Here is a 21,185-nt window from a genome sequence, read left to right on the forward strand (position 1 = left end):
ACGGCTGTCCTTGCGGTTATGGGCATGAAAAACGGGGAAGCTGGAACGGGTTGCGAATGCTGTTTGGCGCAAACTCCAGCGTGACCTGATGTCCGTCGACGTTGAAGGTAGCCTGACGGCTCAGGCTACCCGCGCCAGGGCTGGTGCTCGCTTTGTCGAAAAAGCGGTTGAGCGCCCAGGAACCGTTGGTTACCAGCGTCGCCGTGCTGCCGTTAGCCAGCCCCAGCTGCATGCGTACCTGATTGGTGCCGCCCGGCCCCGGCCAGTTCATGATCTGCACGGCCTGCGGGCCGTGGCTGTAGCGCAGGAGCTGGCCGTCGACGTCCAGCGTCAGGTTCAGAATGGTGTTATCCATTCTCACGGTGCGTACCGTTACCTTGAAAGATGGCGTGGTGGCGCCGTTAGCAAAGAAAGCGTCGCGAATCGACTGGGCCTGCTGGAACGGTCTCAGCAGCCCCTCGCTGCCCGGCAGGGTTTTACCGTCGATGCCCGGCATAAAGCGCCAGTTTGCCTGCGTGGTATCGACTTTGCTGGTCAGGTTATCGCGAAAGAAGGTATCCATCAGCCCGGTACCGGGGGCAAACATGCGGGCAAGATCGTCCGGGGTGACCTCGGTGCTGGCGCTGCGCACCAGCGGGTAGCGGCCGGCGATTGCCTGACGGCAGAACCCGCCGACTTCAACGTTAATCCGCTTACGCACGTTTTCCAGGTCGCGGCGCTGGGTATCGCTGCTGGCCCCCACCGCCATGTTGCTGAACATGGTTTGCAGTCCGCCCGGTAAACGACCGGCGCTGGCCTGCAGACGGCTGATCGCCTCGCCGCCGGGTGCTGGCATACCGCTGTTGGCCGCATCCTGAACCGCGGTCAGGTAACGATAAAGCTCATCCACCTGCTTGAGAAAATCATCAAATACAATCGTCTTCCCGCCTTTCTCCAGCGGCTGCGCCAGCTCAATCATCGGCGCATAGTGGTCGGTCACCAGCTGCTCCGGCGCCTGAGTAATCGCGGCGGCCTGCGTCGGGGCATTGTCATTATTGCTGAACAGCGCTTCCAGCGTGCGGGTGGCGCGGTTGCTCTGCGCCTGCGCTTTACCGGCATCTTCCGGCGCCGGGGTATCGCGGGAGAGCGTCAGCACCTGGCTCAGGTTCTGCACCAGACGACGCAGGGGCGAGTTTGCGCCAGAGAGCAGGCGCGCGGTGTTGATGCGCTGGGAGAGATCGGCGCTGTTATTAAGCTGAATGTCGGCGAGAAAGCGATCCCAGTTCGCGATAAAGTCGCGCATGTAGAGCTGGCGCACGGCGTTATCGATCTGCTGTTTATCTTCCTGCGCGCTTGCGGCACCCAGCACCCAGGCGTCGTCCTCATGCAGGGCGGTGGTTACGCTGTCAATCTGGCTGTTAAAGCTTTTCCAGTAACCGTCCGGCGTATAGAGCCCCGGCACGCCTTCGCTTACCGGCTTGCCGCTTTTGCGGGAAAACACCAGCTCGCTCTGCGGGCCGCCCAGATCGGAAAGGGAGACCGGCTTGAGGTTTTCGTCATGTTCCAGCAGGCGCTTCAGGCGACCGTAAACGCGGGTTGAAAGTGGCTGCTGGTTGATCAAAGCCCTTTCGCGCGCCACCAGGGATTCGTCCTGAGCGTACGGCGAGGCCTGAATTTTCGGCTCCAGCAGTTGGGTGAGATGCCATTCGAGCTGCTGCAGCTGCGCCTTCGTGACGTTTTGCGGCAGATTACGCTGCAGGTTGAGCATCACCCACGAATGCAGGAATTTGCCGTCGTAGTGTTTCGGCTGATACAGCATCTGATAGGCTTTCAGCGCCTCGTAGCTGTACTCCACGTCGCTGCCGTTGTCGTTGCGCAGCCAGGTGGTGATGTGCATAGCAACGGCGGGCAACAGCAGCTGATCCAGCGCCTTCTGGTACAGGGACTGAGAGGCATCGCTGACGTCATCCCCACGGTAAAGCCCCATGCGGCGGGAAACTGGCGGATCGTTGACATCAAACGCGTCGCTTTTCGGCAGGTCCACCAGGCCATTCAGCAGCGGGAGCAGATCGAACAGGTCACGCTGCGGCCGGTTCTGCAACGCTTTGCTCTGCTGGTCCAGCAGCGGCACCTTCGCATCCACCTCTTCCAGATAGGCCTTGTTTTTTGCATAGCTGGTCAGCCACAGCCCGCCGAGGATCGCCAGAAGGGCCAGCAGCGCCGCGTAGCCGGACCAGATCACTGCCCGGTTGCGCAGTTCCCACCAGCGGTTTTCGCCGGCAATCCCGGCTTCCTGGAAGATGACGTTTTGCAGCAGGTTCTTGATGAAGAAGCTCTGGCCCTTCGCGCCGGGGATAGGCGCTTCTTTGCTTACCGAATCCCAGTTATCGTTCTCTCCCCCTTCCGGCAGGGAGAGCGCGCGGTTCAGTTCGCCCATTACGCGGTCGAACGGCATGCCTTCCTGGGTACCGCTGGCGAAGTAGATCCCGCGCGGCGAGAACTCGGTTTCGAAGTTGGAGCGGGCGAAGACCGTGCTGAGGTAATCCGCCAGCAGTGGACGCAGCGCGGCGAACTCCTGTGGGAAGAGATACGCTTCGGCACGGGTTTTCGCATCATGCTCTTTGAGCATGGTTTCCGGCAGCCCGGCATCAAGGCGCTGCTGCAGCAGAGAAAACTCCTGCTGGAAGTTACCCATCAGGTCGTAATCGGCGTGTTTGGTTTGCTCCCACGGCAGCGTGAAGCCCCAGATCTGGTCTCGCTGCGCTTTGTCGTAGTCGGCAAACCACGCGCGGAAGCCTTTAAGCAGGTCGGCCTTGGTCACCATCACGTACACCGGGAAACGGATACCCAGCTGTTCATGCAGCTCGGACAGACGCTGGCGCAGATTCACCGCCTGCTGGCGGGACGCCTCGGCGGACTGGGTCAGCAGGTCCGAAATGCTGATCGTGACGATGACGCCGTTGATCGGCTGGCGGCGACGGTACTTGCGCAGTAGCCCCATGAACTGCAGCCATTCACCGGCGTCCTGCACCTGTTCGCTTTCCTGAGTGGTATAGCGACCCGCGGTATCCAGCAGCACGGCCTCGTTGGTGAACCACCAGTCGCAGTTGCGCGTGCCGCCGATGCCCCGCAGCGCGGTTTTACCGAAGCGGTCGGCCAGCGGGAACTGCAGCCCGGAATTAACCAGCGCCGTGGTTTTACCGGAACCCGGCGCGCCGATAATGACGTACCACGGCAGCTGGTAGAGATATTGCGTGCTGAAGCGCTGCGTCCACTGGGCACCCTGTCCCGCTTTGCTGAAGTGCGCTTTTTTCAGCATCTGCGCGGCTTCATCAAAACGGCTGGCGAGGATCTGCTCCTCGCTGTTCAGGCGCTGCTGCGGATCCGCCGCCTCCGGGCTGGTGGTGTTCTCGTTGAGCTTGTCCATCAGCTTGCGGTTCAGCCAGGCGTTATAAAGACGCGGCAGAATATGGCCCTGCGCCCACAGCAGGTAGACCACGGCAATACTGATGATGCGGTTCTGCTCGGATTCGAGCGGTCGGGTGTCCACGATGGACAACAGCGGACCTATCATCCAGATCACCGCCGCCAGCGCCGTGACGCCGAGGAAGCTCCACAGAATGCGGTTAGTCAGTATGGAAAGAAGAGTCGTCAGCATTCCTTAGTTTCCTTGCGGCAATCCGTTCAGCTCGGCCTGAGTGTTTTCAGGCGACACCAGCAGAGTAATTTCCACACGGCGGTTACGGGCGCGGTTTTCCGGGGTCGTGTTCGGCGCCACCGGGTTAATCTCGCCCCGCCCTTCCGCCTTCACGCGGCCAGGCTGAGAGAGGCTTCCCTGCAGCATTTTCTGTACGGAGCGCGCGCGTTCCAGTGAGAGCTCGTAGTTAGAGGCAAAGCGTGCGCTGCGGATCGGCACGTTATCGCTGTAGCCCACCACCAGAATTTTGCCGCTGACGTTATTCATCGCCTGCGCAATGCGGTTGATGACCGGTTCATAGCGGTCGCGCACGACGGTAGAGGCGGAGGCAAACAGCCCGTCGCCCTTCAGGATCACGACGCTGCGATCCGCTTCGTCTTTCACCGCCACCAGGCCCGCCTCAATTTCAGGCTTCAGGAAGCCGCGCAGGTTCAGCACAGCGGGCAGCTGACGCGCCGGCTGCTGGATGGTGGTTTCCGGCAGCTGGGACTGGTAAATCTTCGCCAGCACCGGGTTGGTGCTGTCGCCAAGACGCCAGTTAAGCACGATATAAAACAGGCAGGCGATAAACCCGGCCAGCGCCACGCAGGCCCACAGGGGAACCATCGGCCGCCACAGCTTGCGCAGCACCGGACGATCTTCCGGATGAGGAGAAAGCGGCGGCGGATAGCTACCGCGCACGCCGCGGATCATCTGCCACAGCCGCTGCTTGATGGTTTCAAGCTGGGTACGGCCATTGTCCAGTACCCGGTAGCGCCCCTCGAAGCCCAGCAGCAGACAGTAGTTGATCATCTCCAGCAGCAGAATATGCTCGCGCGGGTTCTGCGACAGGCGCGCCAGCAGCTGGAAGAACTTCTCCCCGCCCCAGGTTTCGTTATGGAACGTCACCAGCAGGCCATTGCTGGACCAGACGCCGCTGCTGCCCCAGGGGGTAAGCGCGGCGGCCTCGTCCAGCGCCGTACACAGGCAGTAGCGCGCCCCGACGATCACTTCGTAGGGCAGCCCCGCCTGCTGGCAGCGGACTTCAAAACGGCGAATCTCATCGATCAGGCGCTGGCGTAACGCCACCTGATCGTCATGTGATACCGAATGACGGATCTGCGGAATCGCGTTGAGCAGCGGATTGGCGGCCGCCACCAGCTGATTGTTGCTACTGGCTCCGGTAAACGCGGCATCACTGCCGCTATCCTGTCGTTCCTGCATATTAAGCGCTCGCTTTATTATTCTGTCGGGCTACGGATGGCCCAAAACTCCATATCCAGCCCCGGGAACTCCCCTGCAAGGTGCAGGGCGAATGCGCCGGACTTATCCATCTCGTGCCACAGCTCGCTGCCCTTCTCCAGCTCAAAGTAGCTGTAGCCGGCATGCCACGGGATCTGCGGTGGCGCGACCGGCATGGCGCGCAGCATAATGCCCGGCAGCTGTAGCTGAACCAGATCGCGAATTTTCGAGACCGGTGCGACCTTCATCTGCGCCGGGAAATGAGTCTGCAGGTGTTCGCCCGGCACGTTGGCTTTTACCGCCAGCACGAAGCCAAACTCACGCACCATGCTGGTTTCAGGCACCGTGGCAATGTTCAGGCCATGGGAGCGCTCGTTAAGCGGCAGCTGAATCGCGTGGTCTTCCATTACCAGCGACAGCCCCTGACGCAGCATCAGCATCAGCTTGCTGAAGCAGTTCGCCAGATCGTCGTGATCGTAAATCGGCAGCACGCTCTCGGTTGTACGCTGCGACGTCCAGGTGGCGAGCTCGGTGGCAAACGGCAGCCAGCTGCGCCAGAGCGTTTCCGGGTGCAGCAGCGGCAGCGTTTTCAAATGTGAAACCTCGCCCAGATGACGGTTCACCAGCGACAGCAGCGTAAATTCAATCAGTTCAGAGGTGTTAAAGCGGCCAGGCTGGCGCAGGCGGCCGCCAATCTGCTGGCTGCGCTGCACCAGCAAACCGTGCAGATCGTTAATCATGCTGTAGATCTGCGGGCTGTTGTTGGCGTTCAGCATCGGCGGGATGTAGCTGTTATCGAGCCGCACGTGGTTGTCGTTGCGTTTTTCAGTCACAAACGCCACGCCGATGGCGGTCCATTCTGCCGTGAGGTCTTTTTCCAGCATCAGGGTCAGACGCAGGCGGCCAAACTGTACGGTAGCATCCCCTACCGACATGGCGTTATCGTCTTCCACCTCCTGCTCAAACGCGACGAAGCGCGCCAGCGAGGCCGGCTCTTCGCTGAAGATCACCTCTTCCCGCTCGCCACGACGAACCGGCAGCGCAAGCACCACCTTTTCGTTGGTGAGGTTGTCAGGAATTTTTAGCGGCGCGGGACCGTTGCGTCCGTTGCGCACCTGGAAAAAGGTGCCGTCCGGCAGTAACCCGCTGCAGTAGCTCAGGGCAATGCAGCCCTGGCGAAGCATTGCTTCGTCCAGCTCTACGTCGAGAAAGCCCCAGAGATAAGAACGCTGCAGCGCACCCCACTCACGAACATGGTTGAGCAGATAACTTTCAGTCCGCTGAAAATGGTGTGGACGCAGGAACATGCCTTCGGTCCAGACGACCTTTTCTGCTTTGGTCATGATGATGTGTTTCCTGTTGTGAAGCGCGTTACTGGCTGATGACCCGAATGCCGTTTACGTCGAGAAAAACGTTGGCCTGGAGTTCATCCGCGGACCATTTCCAGAACTGGTAGATATGATTTTCGCCTGGCACAGGCAGCGGGAGTGAAACGCGCCATTTTTTACCGTCCAGCTTCTGATATTCCGCCATCACGCCGATATAGCGCGCCTCGGGATCGCTCTGACCGCTGAGGGTTTTGGACAGCTGTCCCGGCATCAGGAAGAAAACATCGCTGTTCAGCAGATTCGCGCCAAGCGTTGCTGACGCGTTGTTCTGCAGGGAATAGAAGTCGCTGGACATGAAATCCGCATCGGATTTCAACAACAGCACCCGGACTTTAAGTGGCGCAGAATCATTGATTTGTGGATGAGCCTGAAACTGCAGATTGTAGCGGGAAGGGTCGCTGTGTGAAGACGACGTACAACCACTGACAAGGGCGAAAAACGCCGCGTAAAAGACTAACCACAGCCGATGAAACTTTTTATTATTCATAAAAATACGCCCACGAAAGCCGTTTAGTTCAGGATCCAGGTACCGTTAGCGCTGTCTTTGCAGGCTTTGCTGTTGCCATCCACATCGACGCAGGTCGCCTTTTTACGCGCCTTAGGACGAATGGCCTGTTTACGAACGGTCGCTTCGTACTGGTCGGCTTTGATAACGGCACGCATCGGGACGTAGCCAATCAGTTGGTCGTTCCCCTCATCGGCGAGCGCCATCCAGTAGTGTTCAACCTGCCCCAGCACCACATAAGTTTTGCCGGTATCCAGCGTACGGATAACCTTTCCGCCAAAATCAGGACGGCTCATCAGGGAGGCCGGGTACATAGCGCGATAAGGCTCGTTAAGCGGGGTGAATTCCGTTGGCGGCACCACGGCGTGACGGTGAGTCAGGGTGACGCCGTTGACCTGGCTGGTCACAATCGTGTCGTCGGTGATTGCCGGTTTCTGTGGCGCTTTACAGCCCGCCACCGCCATTACAAACAGAAGTGAAAACAGTACGCGCATTTTCATATGCTTTTCCGTAGCGATATTTTGATGATGGAGATAAGGGGATGAAATTTGACTTAGGTGCTATTGTTAAAATAGTCAGGATAATTTCGGGGTGTTACTAATTTTAAGGCATAGCTACCGCACGAGCCCTTCAGAATAAGGCCCAGCGTCTTCCTGACATATTTTGACAAACGGTAAACAAGTTTACATGAGCTTGCCTGCAATTCAATATTTCCTGCCTGACAAGTGGTGCTTAAAGAAGCACATGAATGATTATAGGATTAATCTGAGAAAAAAATATGATTTAAGCGCGACCCTCTATTTCACCTGCCAGACAACAAGTTATCCAATTGATATTTAAAGATTAACCACAAAAAAGAATTACTTTCATTACCGCAGTCACTCTATTATTGCTACTACCATAACTAGTAGAATTTGGCTTTTTGTGAGGTGAAGAAAATATATCCAGTATGAATTATTTGTTGCATTAGCCATGTAACATTTATTACTGGAAGGGGTAAGATGAATATATGAAGCTTATTCAGCAGGGTTGAAAAAAGTTAATTTTGCACTTCAAAATAAGTTTCTCTTTTAGCCACTACTTTTTCCCCGTTATTATCACCTGGATATTATAACAATTAAGCGTTGCTACACCATTTATGATGTTTCCCTCGATGAAATTGTGAAGCATTCCCTTTTCTGTTCGGATTCGCTTTGCTGCAAACCACGCAACCTTCATTTGAAATTTCACCCTGACTACATAATCGCCCCGCTACCGCCATCGCTCAGACTGAACACATGATAGATATAATTTATTATTAAAATGATAAAATTTCGTTATAATTTCTTTAAATAGTTACACATAAACCGCTTTAACCCATTGTTATAAATATGATTACAGGCAAGAGCTATAACTCGATCGTATGGGTTCCTCTTCATGCCAGTCATTGTTTTTGCTTATTACCCAGCCGTTGCGCGACCAAACACGTCAGGAGTATGTATGAACACGAAAAGACGCTCAGTTCCCGGTATCAGACACTATGATGGTCCTGCCGGCGGCTGGGGCGCGTTAAAAGCGACGGCCATTGCGGTACGGACTCAAATGGATACCTTTGAAGCCCCCGCTACGCTGCTGCGCACCAACCAGCCTGACGGTTTTGACTGCCCGGGCTGCGCGTGGCCCGATAAAGAACACAAATCAACGTTCCAGTTCTGTGAAAACGGCGCCAAGGCGGTGACATGGGAAGCGACCAGCAAGCGCGTGACGCCCGCGTTTCTGGCGGAAAACAGCGTCTCCTCGCTGCTGGCAAAATCGGACTTTGAGCTGGAGGGTTACGGGCGTCTGACGCATCCCCTGCGCTATGACCGGACTAGCGATACCTTCCGGCCCGTCGACTGGGACGAGGCGTTTCAACGTATCGGGGAAATCTTGCGCGGGCTCGAACCGGACCAGGTCGAGTTCTATACCTCCGGACGTGCCTCCAACGAAGCGGCGTATCTGTTCCAGCTGTTCGCCCGGGAGTACGGCACCAATAACTTCCCGGACTGTTCGAATATGTGTCACGAGGCCACCAGCGTCGGCTTGCCGCGCTCCATCGGTATTGGGAAAGGTACCGTCTCGCTGGACGACTTCGACAAGACCGAGCTGGTGATCTCCATCGGCCATAACCCCGGCACGAACCATCCGCGAATGATGGGGACCCTTCATGAGCTGGCTCGTCGCAACGTGCCGATTATCGTCTTCAACCCGCTTCGCGAGCGCGCCCTCGAACGTTTTGCGGATCCGCAAAGCGTGATTGAAATGGCAACCTATAGCTCTACGGATATCGCCTCAACCTACTTCCAGGTGAAGGCCGGGGGCGATGCTGCCGCGCTGAAAGGTATTGCTAAACATCTTCTTGAAATGGAGGCCGAACGCGGTAACGTGCTCGATCGTGCCTTTATAGCAGAACACACCCAGGGCCTTGACGACTTTGCTGCCGATATCACGCAGACCCGCTGGGATGACATCGAGCGCGAGTCCGGGCTCAGCCAGGCAGCGCTCAAAAAGGTGGCCGAGGCCTATGCAAAATCAAACGCCACCATCATTACTTATGGAATGGGGATTACCCAGCACAATAAAGGCACGGCCAACGTCCGCCTGATTGCTGACGTGCTGCTCCTGCGCGGGAATATCGGCAAGCCCGGCGCGGGGATCTGCCCCCTGCGCGGCCACTCAAACGTTCAGGGGAACCGCACCGTCGGGATTAGCGAGAAGCCCACCCCCGCCTTCCTGACGCGTTTGAAAGAGGTGTTTGGCTTTGAGCCCCCTTCCCGTCACGGGCATGATGCGGTGCAGGCGACGCAGGCCATGATCGACGGTCGCGCAAAAGCGCTCATTTGCCTCGGCGGTAACTTTGCCGTTGCGATGCCCGATCACGAACGGGGTTTTCCGGCGATGGGTAACCTGGATTTGAGCGTGCAGGTTGGGACCAAGCTCAACCGTACCCATCTGCTGGTGGGCAAAGAGACCTTTATTTTCCCGTGCCTCGGCCGCACCGAGCTGGATATGCAGGCCACCGGCCGTCAGTCCATTACCGTTGAAGACTCCATGTCGATGGTGCACGCCTCCTCCGGCAAGCTAAAACCCGCCTCGCCGTTACTCCGCTCGGAGCCCGCCATCGTGGCAGGCCTTGCGAAAGCCACGCTGTCGGATACCCGTGTAGACTGGACGACGCTGGTCGAGGATTACGACCGCATCCGCGATCTGATTGAGCAGACCATCCCGGGCTTCGAGAACTACAATGCGCGGATCCGCGTTCCCGGCGGCTTCCGCATGCCGCTGCCGCCGACGCAGCGTATCTGGCCGACCGCGACGGGCAAAGCGATGTTTTCGGTATTCGACGGCGTACACGAGAACGCCAGCGGCGAAGGCGAGCATGTTCTGCGCCTGATTACGCTGCGCAGCCACGATCAGTACAACACCACCATTTACGCCCTGGACGACCGCTACCGCGGCGTGTTTGGGCGCCGCGACGTGCTGTTTATGAACGAAGAGGATATGGCGCAGTCGGGGCTGGAACACGGCGATCGCGTGGATATTGAAACCGCCCTGCCCGGCAGCGCTCAGCGTCTGGAGGATATTACCGTGGTGGCGTACAACATCGCCCAGGGCTCCGTCGGGGCCTATTACCCGGAGGCCAACGTGCTGGTGCCGCTCGATTATCTCGATAAGGACAGCGGCACGCCGTCGTATAAATCGGTTCCGGTTCGCATTACCCTGCGCTCGAAAGAGATCCGCATGCTGTAAGGCTTCACGCGCAGAGAAGAGTGATGGACATAAAACAGTTAAAATATTTACTCGCGCTCGACGAAACCCGCCATTTTGGTAAAGCGGCCTCGCGATGCAATATCACCCAGCCGACCCTCTCCATGCGCATCCGCAGCCTGGAAGAGGAGCTCGGGCTGGTGCTGATTGTGCGCGGACAGCGCTTTGAAGGGTTTACACCGGAGGGTGAACGTATTCTGGCGTGGGCGCGCGCGCTGCTCGCCGCGCACGACGGATTGCAGGCGGAAGCCGCGCTGTGCAAAGGTCAGGTGGTGGGGGAATTACGTCTGGGGATGGTGCCGTTGGCGAGCGTGGATCCGATGATCTTTATCCGCCAGCTGACGCAAAAGTACCCGGAGCTGACCTACAGCCTCTATTCTATGTCTTCGGCGCAGATTGCGGACGGCGTCAGCCGCAACCAGCTGGAACTGGGGATTTGCTATCTCAACAGCATCGACACCAGCCTGTTTGATATTATCCAGCTACCTAAAACGAAGATGGGCCTGCTGCACGACACCCGCCATTTCCAGTTGGACCAGACACCGCTCACCTGGCGCGATCTGACGGATTTTCCGCTGGGGTTCCTGACCAAAGGGATGCACTACCGGGCGCATATGGAGGCCAGCTTTAAATCAGCCGGCATCGAACCCAGGTCCGTTTTCGAGAGTGATTCAACATACCAGATCATTCAGGCGGTTCAGAGCGGCGTGTGCTGCGCCGTGATGCCGCTGAACAACGGGCTTGAGGAACTGAACAACAATTTCAGGATCGTCCCCATCGCCGATGCGAACGTTGAGGCCCCCGTCGGCCTGATTATGCGCAGGCAGAAGCCCGTCTCCTCGCTGGCGCTGCGCTGTTTTACCGACGCCCAGGCGATTTTTCACGCGGTCAATGCGGCGTAAGCCTGCCGCGTCACCACGCTAAAACCGCCGATCAGAACCGCGACACAAACCTCCCGGTATTCCGGCGCGCTCACCAGCTCGCGTAGCGCATCGCGAATGGCACTGAGTGTTTCGGGGGACGTGCGTTGCGACGTGATTAATGGCAGCCCAGGCGTAAGCGGGGTACGGTCGATCGCCGCCAGCCCCGCAAGCCGTTCCGGCTCATGACGTTCCAGCAGCGCCCAGGTCACGCAGTCGATGGCGGCGATATCGCTCTTTCCGTGCTGGACGTCAATCAGGGACTGACGGTGACTGCCGCTGAATGACGTTTGTGAGAAAAATGGCCCGTCAACGATCAGGGGAGCCACCTTTTTTCGCAGTGCGTTATAGCCGGACTGCGAGTCTACCGAATTACAGACCGCCCGACGTCCGCGAAAATCCGCCAGCGTGAGATGCCTATCAGCCTCGCGCGTCACCAGGAAGCTGCGGTACAGGCTCCCTTCGCAGCCCTCCGCGGTGTAGTGAAAACAGCCGACCACCTGCACGTCCGGGAGCTGCGTTACCAGCGGGTAGCCGCACGTCTGGCTGAGGATAAGCTCAGGATGCCGCCAGTGGGTCAGCAGGTCAGACTCCGGCCAGCCGGGAACAGGATCGACGGGCACATCCCGTGCGGCCAGCAGACGCTGAACCGCCAGCCAGAGCGCGCGGGTGTCGGCGCGATCCACGGCGTACATGGGAAGCGCCAGCAGGTTACTCATACCTCTCCTCCTGTTGTTTTCCGGGATGAACGGTGACCTCCACAGGCCGGGTCCAGAACTGGCGTAGCCAGTCACCGTAGCCCCTGACCACAAAGCCGTGGTTACGCTGCCGGTACGCCTCCCGATTTTGCCGGTAGATCGTCGGTAACCCGTACCAGGGAACGCCCGGTAAATCGTGGTGAATGGAATGGTAGTTGAGATTCAAAAACAGCACCCGCCAGAACAGCCCGGCCTCGTTAATGACCGAGCGCGCGAGCGGATCGTCCGCCGCCCGATGTTCGTAAAACGACCGGACCTTGGTCAGCGCCAGCGCCGGATAGCTTACCGCCAGCACAAACCAGACGGGTGAAAAGCCGTGATGCGCCATCCACGCGAAAAGCGCCGCCAGCAGCAGAGCGTGAACCAGCCACATCGCCATTGCCCGCGGCTGGCAATGACGAAACGCCGTCACGGCGCTGCCCAGCGTCTGAAGGATATCCAGAAGCGGCGCCAGTGCCAGCCGCCCGAAAAAGGTATTCCGGGCGCGGATCGCGCGTTTCTGCCACGGCGAAAAACGTGCCCAGCTCTCGTCGGTAAAATAGTACGACTCCGGGTCATCCACCGGATCGGTCAGGCTATGGTGCCGATGATGCGCAAGATGGGAATCCCGGTACAGGCCGTACGGATACCAGACCGCCAGCGGGAGCGTGCCAAGCAGCTGGTTAAGCCAGGCGAAACGGGTGGGATGTCCGTGGATCAGCTCATGCTGCAGCGACATGTACCAGGCGGTAAACCCGATGAGCAGCAGCGTGGCGGGCAGCAGGCCCAGCGTTTGCCAGAACGCCAGCGTGGCAAACCAGCCGGCATAAATAGTGACGATCAACAGCCACGTGGGCAGTTCGCTTCGCCATATAAAACCCGATGCGAGATGGCGGATTTGTTCGCGTTGTTGCGGATGTAAATAGAGGGAGCTTCGTTGACTCATTCCTTCAGACGCCGTTTCGCCAGAGACAGTGCCCTGACGATCGGGGATAACGCCTGAAATAACAAAGAACTTAAATCGCTTTGCTTTGCCAGAAATGTGGGGGGCAAGCGCCGCTTGACTTATTTTGTGGTAAAGGTACTTTTCAGGACATGAAGAAAATTTTAATTATCGTTCCCGACGGCGGCATGCTGTTTGAAGCCGCCGGTATCGCCGACATTCTGATGCAGGCCAACCGGCTGCATCCGGAAGGGCTTTCCCGGCCCCGCTACCGTATTATCATCGCCACCACGCAGCCTCACCAGGTGATCCACGGCCAGTCCGGTCTGAACCTGCTGGCGGACTATCGTCTGCCGGAGCTGGATCCGCGCGAACCGCTGGACACCATTATCATCACCGGACGCGGGATGAACGAGCAGGAAAGCACGGCGGTGGTGGACTGGTTGCATCTCGCTGCGCCGCATGCCCGGCGGGTAGCCTCTATCTGCGGCGGCGCGATGCTGCTGGCCCAGACCGGCCTTCTGGACGGTCGTCGCGCCACCACCCACTGGCGGCTGCTGGAGACAATGCAAGCCCGGTATCCGTCTATCCATGTCGAAGGGGGCCCGCTGTACATTCAGGATGGTCCCATCTGGACCTCCGGCGGCGTCAGTTCCGGGTTCGATCTGACCCTCGCGCTGGTGGAGGACGACTACGGTTTCACCCTCGCCCGCGACGTGGCGCAGGATATGGTGATGTACCTGCGACGTCCCGGCGGACAGCTGCAGTTTAGCCGCTATAGCCTGCAGCAGCCTGGCACATCGGGGCCCATAAGCGAGCTGCAAACCTGGATCCTGCAGAACCTCACCGCCGACCTGTGCGTGGAAAATCTGGCCGAAAAGGTGGCGATGAGCCCGCGCAATTTTACCCGGGTATTTACCCGCGACGCGGGCGTCTCGCCTGCCCGCTACGTGACCGAAGCGCGCCTGGCTGCCGCCCGGCAGCTGCTTGAGCAGACCCATGATCCCCTTGATCGCGTTGCCGAGCAAAGCGGGTTTGGCACCAGCATTAATTTGCGCCGCATCTTTGAGAAGCAGCTTCACCTCACGCCCGGCGAGTACCGCCAGCGATTCCACTGCCGCAAGATGGCGTAATCTGATCCTTTTTTGTCATTTACGCCAACCGGCCCGACGCCTACAGTGACTCCAGACAACAGAGATAAGGAGTGCACCATGGTTAAGGTCGGTATTAACGGTTTCGGCCGTATCGGACGTAATTTCCTGCGCGCGGCGCTGGGTAACCCGGCTCTTCAGATTGTGGCCATTAACGATCTGACGGACAGTAAAACCCTCGCCCATCTGCTGAAACATGATTCCCTTCTGGGCAAACTGCCCGCGCCCGTGGAAGCGGCTGACGGCGCGCTGCAGGTGGACGGTCAGCGGATCACGGTGTTTAGCGAGCGCGATCCGGCAAATATCCCGTGGCGCGATGTCGGCGTTGACGTGGTGATAGAGGCCACCGGCTTCTTTACCGAGCGGGAAAAAGCGGCGGTGCACGTCACGCACGGTGGTGCAAAGCGCGTCATCATCTCCGCGCCCGGCAAGAATGACGATCTGACGGTTGTGATGGGGGTGAACCACGATCGCTACGACCCGGCTCAGCATGTGGTCGTCAGTAACGGGAGCTGCACCACGAACGGCCTGGCACCGGCGGCTCAGGTGCTGCATCAGCAGTTCGGGATTGAGCATGGTCTGATGAACACGACACACGCCTACACCAACAGCCAGGCGCTGCACGACCAGCCGGAGAAAGATCTGCGCGGCGCACGCGCGGCGGCGCTGTCGATTGTGCCTTACTCCAGCGGCGCGGCGAAAGCGCTGGGCAAAGTTATTCCCTCACTGGACGGCAAACTCACCGGGTACTCTCTGCGCGTGCCGGTTCCGGTGGTGTCGATTGTGGATCTTACGGTAACGCTCAGCCGGAACGTAACCGCCGAAGAGGTGAATGACGCGTTCCGTAACGCGGCAGCCAGCGGGCCGCTGAAAGACATTCTGGGCTATAGCGATGAACCGCTGGTCTCCAGCGACTATCAGGGCGACCCGCGCTCCTCCATTATCGACGGGCTTTCCACGCTGGTAATTGGCGGGAACATGGTGAAGATCCTGGCGTGGTATGACAACGAGTGGGGCTTCTCTAACCGCCTGGTGGATCTGGCGGTGTGGATGGATAAGAAAGGGCTGTAAACCTGGGGCCGGGTGGCGCAAGCGCTCACCCGGCAAATAAATTACTCCGCTTTGACCTTCACGCCCATCAACACAACCACCATCGCCGTCACCAGCAGCAACCCGCTTCCGGCGAATACTCCGCTGGCACCGTTAAGGTCAAATACCGCCCCGCCCACGGCCGCACCGGCACTGATTGCCAGCTGAATTGAGGCCACCAGCAGCCCTCCTGCACTTTCGGCTTCATCCGGAACGGTGGTAGCAAGCCAGGTTGACCAGCCTACCGGAACCAGACCAAACGCAAAGCCCCACAGCGCCACCAGGAACCCGTCCAGCATCGCCAGATGGCCAAACGCTACCATCGCCAGCGCCAGTATGCCCATGGCGAACGGCACCAGCGCCAGCGTCAGGCGCAGATTACGTGCCAGCAGGTGCCCGGCAACGGAAGTACCGACAAAGTTCGCCAGCCCAAAGCCCAGCAGGATCAGTGAAATGGTCTCAACGTTCGCCTGCCCCACCGTTTCCAGGAACGGGCGCAGGTAGGTAAAGAAGGCGAAATGGCCGCTGAAGATCAGAATAGTGGCCAGCATGCCGCCGATCATCCCCGGACGACGCAGCACGCGGAACAACGTGCTCAGGCTACCGCTGCTCTCCGGCTTCATGGACGGCAGTACCCAGATCTGCCACAGCAGCGCCAGCATGCTCGGCAGAATGCAGAGCACAAAGACGTTGCGCCAGCCAATCAGGCTGCCCAGATAGCTCCCCAGCGGGGCCGCAACCACGGTGGCAATCGACACGCTGGAGAAGATCACCGCCAGCGCTTTCGGCACCTTATCCGCCGGAACCAGACGCATCGTCGTGGCCGTCGACATCGCCCAGAACCCACCGATGGCGACCCCTAACAGCAGGCGCCCCATCAGAAGGACGTGCAGCGTGGGCGCAAAGGCCACCAGCAGGCTGGAGATGATTTGCAGCACGGAGAAAAACATCAATACCCAGCGGCGGTCGATATTTTTGGTCGCCGGGGCGATCAACAGGCCGGTGACCAGCGCCACCAGCGCGGTGGCGGTGACGGCCTGCCCGGCCATGCCCTCACTGACGCCAAGGCTCGCGGCCATCGGCGTCAGCAAACTGGCCGGCAGGAACTCTGCCGTTATCAAACCAAACACGCCCAGCCCCAGTGAATAGACGGCCCGCCAGGCGGGTCTGGCAGGCGCAACGGCCTCTCTCGCCGCGACACATGAATTCATCTGTTATTCTCCCGTTATAAAAATGTGACAACTGTCGCAAAAGCATAGAGGGTTCACCGTGGACGATCTATGACATATAATCTCCACTTATTGATTATTCGTCCGGAGTTGCGCCATGACCGTACAGTCCCCCGATTTGATCAGCGAACTTTTACGCGGCATGCGCCTGTCGGGCGTGAAATACCGGCGGATTGAAGCCAGCGCGCCGTTTGGCGTGGCGTTCCACCAGGCACCCGGTAAGGCGCAGTTCCATTTTGTGAGCCACGGAAGCGCCCTGCTCCGAATGGACAGCGGCGCAACGTTTGAACTGAGCAGCGGCGACGCGCTGTTTATTCCTGGCGGTAATTCTCATGCCCTGCTCTCTGACGCGCAGGCAGCCATTACCCCGGTGAATGCCTTTCCCAGCGAGCCTATCTGCGGCTCGGTCTGTGCGATTACCTGCGAGCCCTGTCCGGAGAACGAGAACACCATCATCTTTAGCGGGTGTATGGATTTTGAGCTCGGCGGGATGCAGCCGCTGATTAAAGCGATGCCGGAAGTGATGATGGTCAGCCGGCTGATGTCCACCTGGCCGGAAATCCATCCGCTGCTGGCGGCCATGGAGCGCGAGTCAATGACGCGACAGGTCGGGTTTGCCGGGATCCTCGCCCGGCTGGCTGACGTGGTGGCGGCGCTGATCGTCCGCGGCTGGGTTGAGGCTGGCTGCGGGAAAGCCACCGGCTGGGTGCAGGTCTTACGCGACCCGCGGCTGAGCAGGGCCATTTACGCCATGCACCAGCAGCCTGGCCTGAACTGGAGCGTGGCGGAACTGGCAAAAGAAGCGGGCACCTCCCGCTCCGTGTTTGCCGAACGGTTTCTGGCCGCGACGGGAACCACCCCGGCAAAGTATCTCAGCGAACTGAGAATGCGACTGGCGATTCAGTACATTCGCCACGAAAACCAGCCGATTGAAACGGTCGCACTTAGGCTGGGTTACGGATCGCTGGCAGCGTTTAGCCGGGCCTTTAAGCGCATCGTTGGCCATGCGCCGGGCACGCTGCGGGAAGCCAGCCAGACCCCGGAAGAGGTCTGACCGGCAGGCTGGCATCAGAAATAGTATTTAAAGCGCACGCGGCCACCGTAGCGGTCGTCGTTTTTATTATCACCCTCTTTCGGGGAAGCGTTGACCCAGGACGCATACGCGCCCAGATAGATGTTGAAGTTTTTCATCTTCATGACGTTCGGGATCAGGTACGACGTATGGATGGTATGAATGTCATACTCGCCCGGGTCAGAGATCCAGCAGTCGTTCTCACACTCTGCGTCAAACGTCGAGGTATTGAATTCGTCGATTTCGTTATGGGCGTAGATATAACCCAGCTCAAAATTATGCCAGAGGGCATTGATGCCTGAGGTAAAGTCGGTTTCGCCCGTCGCGTCCAGGTAAGCCGTGTTGAGGTTCATGACCACCCCGTCCTGAGGATCGGTTTTGAGCCCGTCCCAGGTCATAGTAAACCCGTAGCCGGTACGGTCGGATTGATCGACCCAGCGCCCTGCGTCGTCGCGATAGCCGTATGCGTTGTTCACCAGGTTGGTCTCCATGGCGACCGCGGTGGAAAACGGCCCGTCCTGCCACGAGATGACCGGGCGCACGTAGGCCACATTTTTATCGTTCTCAAGTTCTGCGCCGTGATAACGCTGGTCGACATACAAATCGCTGCCGTCTTTAAACAGGGTATTCAGCTCAAAATACCAGTTATCCAGCGTCTTGCTCATCAGGAAGTTGCCCCCGCTGTCGGTTCGCCCGCGGCCCTCTTTCAGCATATAGATATAACCGTAGCCATCGCTGTAGAGATCGTCTGCGGTATTTCCTGAGTATTCCACAAAGGTATCCTGATTGAGCGGGAACATATCGTACGCTTCGAAGCGTCCGACTTTAATTTCCCAGTCGTTCTCAGAACCAAAGAAGAATACCGCATCATCGAGGTACATTTTCCCGACGAGATCGCCGAGGGGCTGAACAGAAAATCCGGCAAAATTGCCGTTATCCATTTTACGATAACCATCAAAGCCTAATAAAATACGTCCGTTAATATCCCAGCGTTCTTTATCTCCTGGTGCCCAGTCGCTATTAGCGCTTTGCCTAACAGAAGTCAGACTGCCGGTCTTACTCGCGGCATCCATATTAAACTCGACGTCGCCATAAAATTTAATATCACCATACCCTGAAAGCGTCAGCTTTGGCGGTTCGGCTTTGCTCACCGGCTCTTCCGACCGCACAACAACGGCGGATGCTGCCTGCGCGGCGGCCGCCTGCTGCTGTTTAAGCGCCTGAATTTGCGCTTCCAGTTGCGCCAACTTTTCTTCCACGTTCGTCGCGGGTTGTGCCGCGCAAAGCGCGCCGGAATAGAATGCACTTATCAGTATTACCGTTTTTTTTAATTTCATAGAATCCATCCTGATTATAAAAGTGAATACACAAATATTGAGCATCGCCATTTCGACCAAATACCCACTGGGGTGCTATTATGTTTTTTGATAAGTGAATTATGAATTTTAACTTGTGTGATCGGCGCAGAGAAAACATCTCACGATGAGCAAAAGAAACATCATTTACTTCACACTCTTATTCCATTAATTACATCAATATTTTAATGCGTAATGTATATAATTATTTAAAGGCATAATTGTTCTAACACCATTTACACAACAAATCCTTCCGGACAGGGCGTGCGAAGCGGTAAATTGTCTGGTTCTGCGCAAAATGGGATATTCAACACGCGAAGCGGGCGATATTCGTCTAAGGTTTTCAGGTGATTGATAACAGCGGTCACGCTGCTCAGGAATACAGGAGACGAACCGATGATAAGACCTCGTACTTTACGCCCTGCCCTTTTGCACCTCGCGCTGGGAGGCGCGCTACTCGGTGTGGCAACGATGGGCTATGCCGACGAAAAGCCAGCCTATCAGAAAAATTCACCCGATATTTTGCTTGGCCCTCTGTTTAATGACGTGCAGAGTGCCAAACTGTTTCCCGATCAGAAAACCTTCGCTGATGCCGTTCCCAAAAGCGACCCGCTGATGATTCTGGCGGATTATCGGATGCAGCACACCCAGACAAGTTTTGACCTGCGCCACTTTGTGGAGATGAACTTCACGCTGCCTGAGGAAGGTGAAAAATATGTGCCGCCTGCGGGACAAAGTTTACGTGAACACATTGACGACCTCTGGCCTGTACTGACGCGCACCACGGATAAAGCCAGCAACAAATGGGATTCCCTGCTGCCGTTACCGAAGCCTTACGTGGTGCCCGGCGGGCGCTTCCGCGAGGTCTACTACTGGGACAGCTATTTCACCATGCTGGGCCTGGCGGAGAGCGGCCACTGGGACAAAATCAGCGATATGGTGGATAACTTCGCCTGGGAAATTGATACCTTCGGCCATATCCCCAATGGCAACCGCAGCTACTACCTGAGCCGCTCCCAGCCGCCGTTCTTCTCATTGATGGTTGAACTGCTGGCGACCCACGACGACGATGCACTGAAGAAATATCGTCCGCAGATGGAGAAAGAGTACGCCTACTGGATGGAGGGCGTAGAGAGCCTTCAGCCTGGGCAAGCTAACCAGCGCGTGGTGAAGCTGGATGACGGTTCGGTCCTCAACCGCTACTGGGACGATCGCGATACCCCGCGCCCGGAGTCCTGGCTTGACGATATCACCACGGCGAAGAGTAATCCTAACCGCCCCGCCACGGAGATCTACCGCGATTTGCGCTCCGCAGCCGCCTCTGGCTGGGACTTTAGCTCCCGCTGGATGGACGATCCGCAAAAGCTCGGCACCATCCGCACCACCAGCATTGTGCCCGTCGATCTCAACGCCCTGATGTTCAAAATGGAAAAATTGCTTGCGCGAGCGAGCCAGGAGGCGGGCGACAGCGCGGCGGCGAGTAAATATGAAGCGCTGGCAACCGCACGTCAGAAAGCCATTGAGCGTCATCTGTGGAATGATAAAGAGGGCTGGTACGCCGATTACGATCTCAAGAGCAAGAAGGTGCGCAACCAGCTCACGGCAGCGGCCCTCTTCCCACTTTACGTGAAGGCGGCGGCGCAGGATCGTGCCGATAAAGTCGCCGCGGCCACCTCCGCACGCCTGTTGAAACCGGGCGGTATTACCACCACTACCATCAACAGCGGCCAGCAGTGGGATGCGCCAAACGGCTGGGCGCCGCTGCAGTGGGTGGCAACGGAAGGGTTGCAGAACTATGGGCAGAACAAGGTGGCGATGGACGTAACCTGGCGCTTCCTGAAGAACGTTCAGCACACTTACGACCGCGAGAAGAAGTTGGTGGAAAAGTATGATGTCTCTTCTACCGGTACCGGCGGTGGCGGCGGAGAGTACCCGCTGCAGGATGGGTTCGGCTGGAGCAACGGCGTGACGCTGAAAATGCTGGATCTGGTTTGTCCTAAAGAGAAACCGTGCGACAGCGTGCCGGAAAATCAGCCTGCAGCGAACGATGAGGCTGCGCCGGTGAAAGCTGCGGCGCAGTAAGGGTATTGCCGGGTGGAGGCTTCGCCTTACC

The 21,185-nt window shown here is 58.0% G+C and carries 15 protein-coding genes; 6 read left to right on the plus strand and 9 right to left on the minus strand.

The genetic code is table 11. The features are described from left to right. Window positions 1-16 precede the first annotated feature (16 nt). From tssM to AB8818_RS04300, 5 genes are read right to left on the minus strand one after another with little or no spacing between them, the layout of a single operon-like run. Window positions 17-3,637: a type VI secretion system membrane subunit TssM gene (gene tssM, locus AB8818_RS04280; protein ID WP_371199781.1), complete on the minus strand. Its 3,621-nt coding sequence runs from the start codon at window positions 3,635-3,637 to the stop codon at window positions 17-19. A 3-nt stretch (window positions 3,638-3,640) separates the two neighbouring features. Continuing rightward, window positions 3,641-4,879: a DotU family type VI secretion system protein gene (locus AB8818_RS04285; protein WP_166711502.1), complete on the minus strand. Its 1,239-nt coding sequence runs from the start codon at window positions 4,877-4,879 to the stop codon at window positions 3,641-3,643. Between the two features lie 17 nt (window positions 4,880-4,896). Then, entirely contained in the window at window positions 4,897-6,240 is a 1,344-nt protein-coding gene (gene tssK / locus AB8818_RS04290) for a type VI secretion system baseplate subunit TssK (protein ID WP_116339320.1), read from the minus strand. Window positions 6,241-6,268: 28 nt separating this feature from the next. Further along, the gene (tssJ, locus tag AB8818_RS04295) at window positions 6,269-6,772 is read right to left on the minus strand and encodes a type VI secretion system lipoprotein TssJ (protein ID WP_116339318.1); all 504 of its coding nucleotides are present in this window, start codon (window positions 6,770-6,772) and stop codon (window positions 6,269-6,271) included. 23 nt (window positions 6,773-6,795) lie between these two features. Then, complete coding sequence (locus tag AB8818_RS04300) at window positions 6,796-7,290, minus strand: SH3 domain-containing protein (protein WP_163329910.1); 495 nt, start codon at window positions 7,288-7,290, stop codon at window positions 6,796-6,798. A gap of 979 nt (window positions 7,291-8,269) precedes the next feature. Between AB8818_RS04300 and AB8818_RS04305 the strand changes: the two genes are divergently transcribed. Together AB8818_RS04305 and AB8818_RS04310 are read left to right on the plus strand one after the other, a co-directional pair. Then, window positions 8,270-10,558 carry an FdhF/YdeP family oxidoreductase gene (locus AB8818_RS04305; RefSeq protein WP_163329909.1) on the plus strand — a complete coding sequence of 763 codons (2,289 nt, stop codon included), beginning with the start codon at window positions 8,270-8,272 and terminating at the stop codon, window positions 10,556-10,558. A gap of 23 nt (window positions 10,559-10,581) precedes the next feature. Beyond that, entirely contained in the window at window positions 10,582-11,478 is an 897-nt protein-coding gene (locus tag AB8818_RS04310) for a LysR family transcriptional regulator (protein ID WP_192984502.1), read from the plus strand. Here AB8818_RS04310 and AB8818_RS04315 read toward each other — a convergent pair. Further along, entirely contained in the window at window positions 11,457-12,215 is a 759-nt protein-coding gene (locus AB8818_RS04315; RefSeq protein WP_192984504.1) for a phosphate/phosphite/phosphonate ABC transporter substrate-binding protein, read from the minus strand. The two genes, AB8818_RS04310 and AB8818_RS04315, sit on opposite strands and share 22 nt — an antisense overlap. Further along, window positions 12,208-13,179, minus strand: coding sequence for a fatty acid desaturase (locus AB8818_RS04320; RefSeq protein ID WP_192984506.1), 972 nt, complete (start codon window positions 13,177-13,179; stop codon window positions 12,208-12,210). The genes AB8818_RS04315 and AB8818_RS04320 overlap by 8 nt, the downstream gene beginning before the upstream one ends. A 149-nt stretch (window positions 13,180-13,328) precedes the next feature. Here AB8818_RS04320 and AB8818_RS04325 point away from each other — a divergent pair, with 149 nt between their 5' ends. Together AB8818_RS04325 and gap are read left to right on the plus strand one after the other, a co-directional pair. Then, entirely contained in the window at window positions 13,329-14,309 is a 981-nt protein-coding gene (locus AB8818_RS04325) for a GlxA family transcriptional regulator (RefSeq protein WP_116339306.1), read from the plus strand. Between the two features lie 78 nt (window positions 14,310-14,387). Further along, a complete protein-coding gene (gene gap / locus AB8818_RS04330) occupies window positions 14,388-15,398 on the plus strand; it encodes a type I glyceraldehyde-3-phosphate dehydrogenase (RefSeq protein WP_166711514.1) in 1,011 nt (336 codons plus the stop codon). A gap of 41 nt (window positions 15,399-15,439) precedes the next feature. On the opposite strand, the gene AB8818_RS04335 is transcribed toward gap, so the two are convergent. Continuing rightward, window positions 15,440-16,627: an MFS transporter gene (locus AB8818_RS04335; protein WP_116339302.1), complete on the minus strand. Its 1,188-nt coding sequence runs from the start codon at window positions 16,625-16,627 to the stop codon at window positions 15,440-15,442. A gap of 115 nt (window positions 16,628-16,742) precedes the next feature. Between AB8818_RS04335 and AB8818_RS04340 the strand changes: the two genes are divergently transcribed. Beyond that, on the plus strand, window positions 16,743-17,699 hold the full coding sequence (locus AB8818_RS04340; protein ID WP_192984508.1) for an AraC family transcriptional regulator: 957 nt from the start codon (window positions 16,743-16,745) through the stop codon (window positions 17,697-17,699). A 14-nt stretch (window positions 17,700-17,713) separates the two neighbouring features. Here the strand turns inward: AB8818_RS04340 and AB8818_RS04345 are convergent, their stop codons facing one another. Beyond that, window positions 17,714-19,054 (minus strand): carbohydrate porin, encoded by a 1,341-nt coding sequence (locus AB8818_RS04345; protein ID WP_192984510.1) that lies wholly within the window; start codon window positions 19,052-19,054, stop codon window positions 17,714-17,716. A gap of 414 nt (window positions 19,055-19,468) precedes the next feature. Here AB8818_RS04345 and AB8818_RS04350 point away from each other — a divergent pair, with 414 nt between their 5' ends. Next, the gene (locus AB8818_RS04350; RefSeq protein ID WP_192984512.1) at window positions 19,469-21,154 is read left to right on the plus strand and encodes an alpha,alpha-trehalase; all 1,686 of its coding nucleotides are present in this window, start codon (window positions 19,469-19,471) and stop codon (window positions 21,152-21,154) included. Window positions 21,155-21,185 lie beyond the last annotated feature (31 nt).

This window comes from Enterobacter sp. KB-280D8, assembly GCF_041399405.1.
GTDB lineage: Bacteria > Pseudomonadota > Gammaproteobacteria > Enterobacterales > Enterobacteriaceae > Enterobacter > Enterobacter cloacae_N.

Coding starts and splice junctions, on each gene's coding strand:
- AB8818_RS04315 (WP_192984504.1), bottom strand. CDS start 12,215: ATGAGTAACCTGCTGGCGCTTCCCATGTACGCCGTGGATCGCGCCGAC.
- AB8818_RS04340 (WP_192984508.1), top strand. CDS start 16,743: ATGACCGTACAGTCCCCCGATTTGATCAGCGAACTTTTACGCGGCATG.
- AB8818_RS04335 (WP_116339302.1), bottom strand. CDS start 16,627: ATGAATTCATGTGTCGCGGCGAGAGAGGCCGTTGCGCCTGCCAGACCC.
- AB8818_RS04305 (WP_163329909.1), top strand. CDS start 8,270: ATGAACACGAAAAGACGCTCAGTTCCCGGTATCAGACACTATGATGGT.
- AB8818_RS04310 (WP_192984502.1), top strand. CDS start 10,582: ATGGACATAAAACAGTTAAAATATTTACTCGCGCTCGACGAAACCCGC.
- AB8818_RS04320 (WP_192984506.1), bottom strand. CDS start 13,179: ATGAGTCAACGAAGCTCCCTCTATTTACATCCGCAACAACGCGAACAA.
- AB8818_RS04300 (WP_163329910.1), bottom strand. CDS start 7,290: ATGAAAATGCGCGTACTGTTTTCACTTCTGTTTGTAATGGCGGTGGCG.
- AB8818_RS04325 (WP_116339306.1), top strand. CDS start 13,329: ATGAAGAAAATTTTAATTATCGTTCCCGACGGCGGCATGCTGTTTGAA.
- tssJ (WP_116339318.1), bottom strand. CDS start 6,772: ATGAATAATAAAAAGTTTCATCGGCTGTGGTTAGTCTTTTACGCGGCG.
- tssK (WP_116339320.1), bottom strand. CDS start 6,240: ATGACCAAAGCAGAAAAGGTCGTCTGGACCGAAGGCATGTTCCTGCGT.
- tssM (WP_371199781.1), bottom strand. CDS start 3,637: ATGCTGACGACTCTTCTTTCCATACTGACTAACCGCATTCTGTGGAGC.
- AB8818_RS04345 (WP_192984510.1), bottom strand. CDS start 19,054: ATGAAATTAAAAAAAACGGTAATACTGATAAGTGCATTCTATTCCGGC.
- AB8818_RS04350 (WP_192984512.1), top strand. CDS start 19,469: ATGATAAGACCTCGTACTTTACGCCCTGCCCTTTTGCACCTCGCGCTG.
- AB8818_RS04285 (WP_166711502.1), bottom strand. CDS start 4,879: ATGCAGGAACGACAGGATAGCGGCAGTGATGCCGCGTTTACCGGAGCC.
- gap (WP_166711514.1), top strand. CDS start 14,388: ATGGTTAAGGTCGGTATTAACGGTTTCGGCCGTATCGGACGTAATTTC.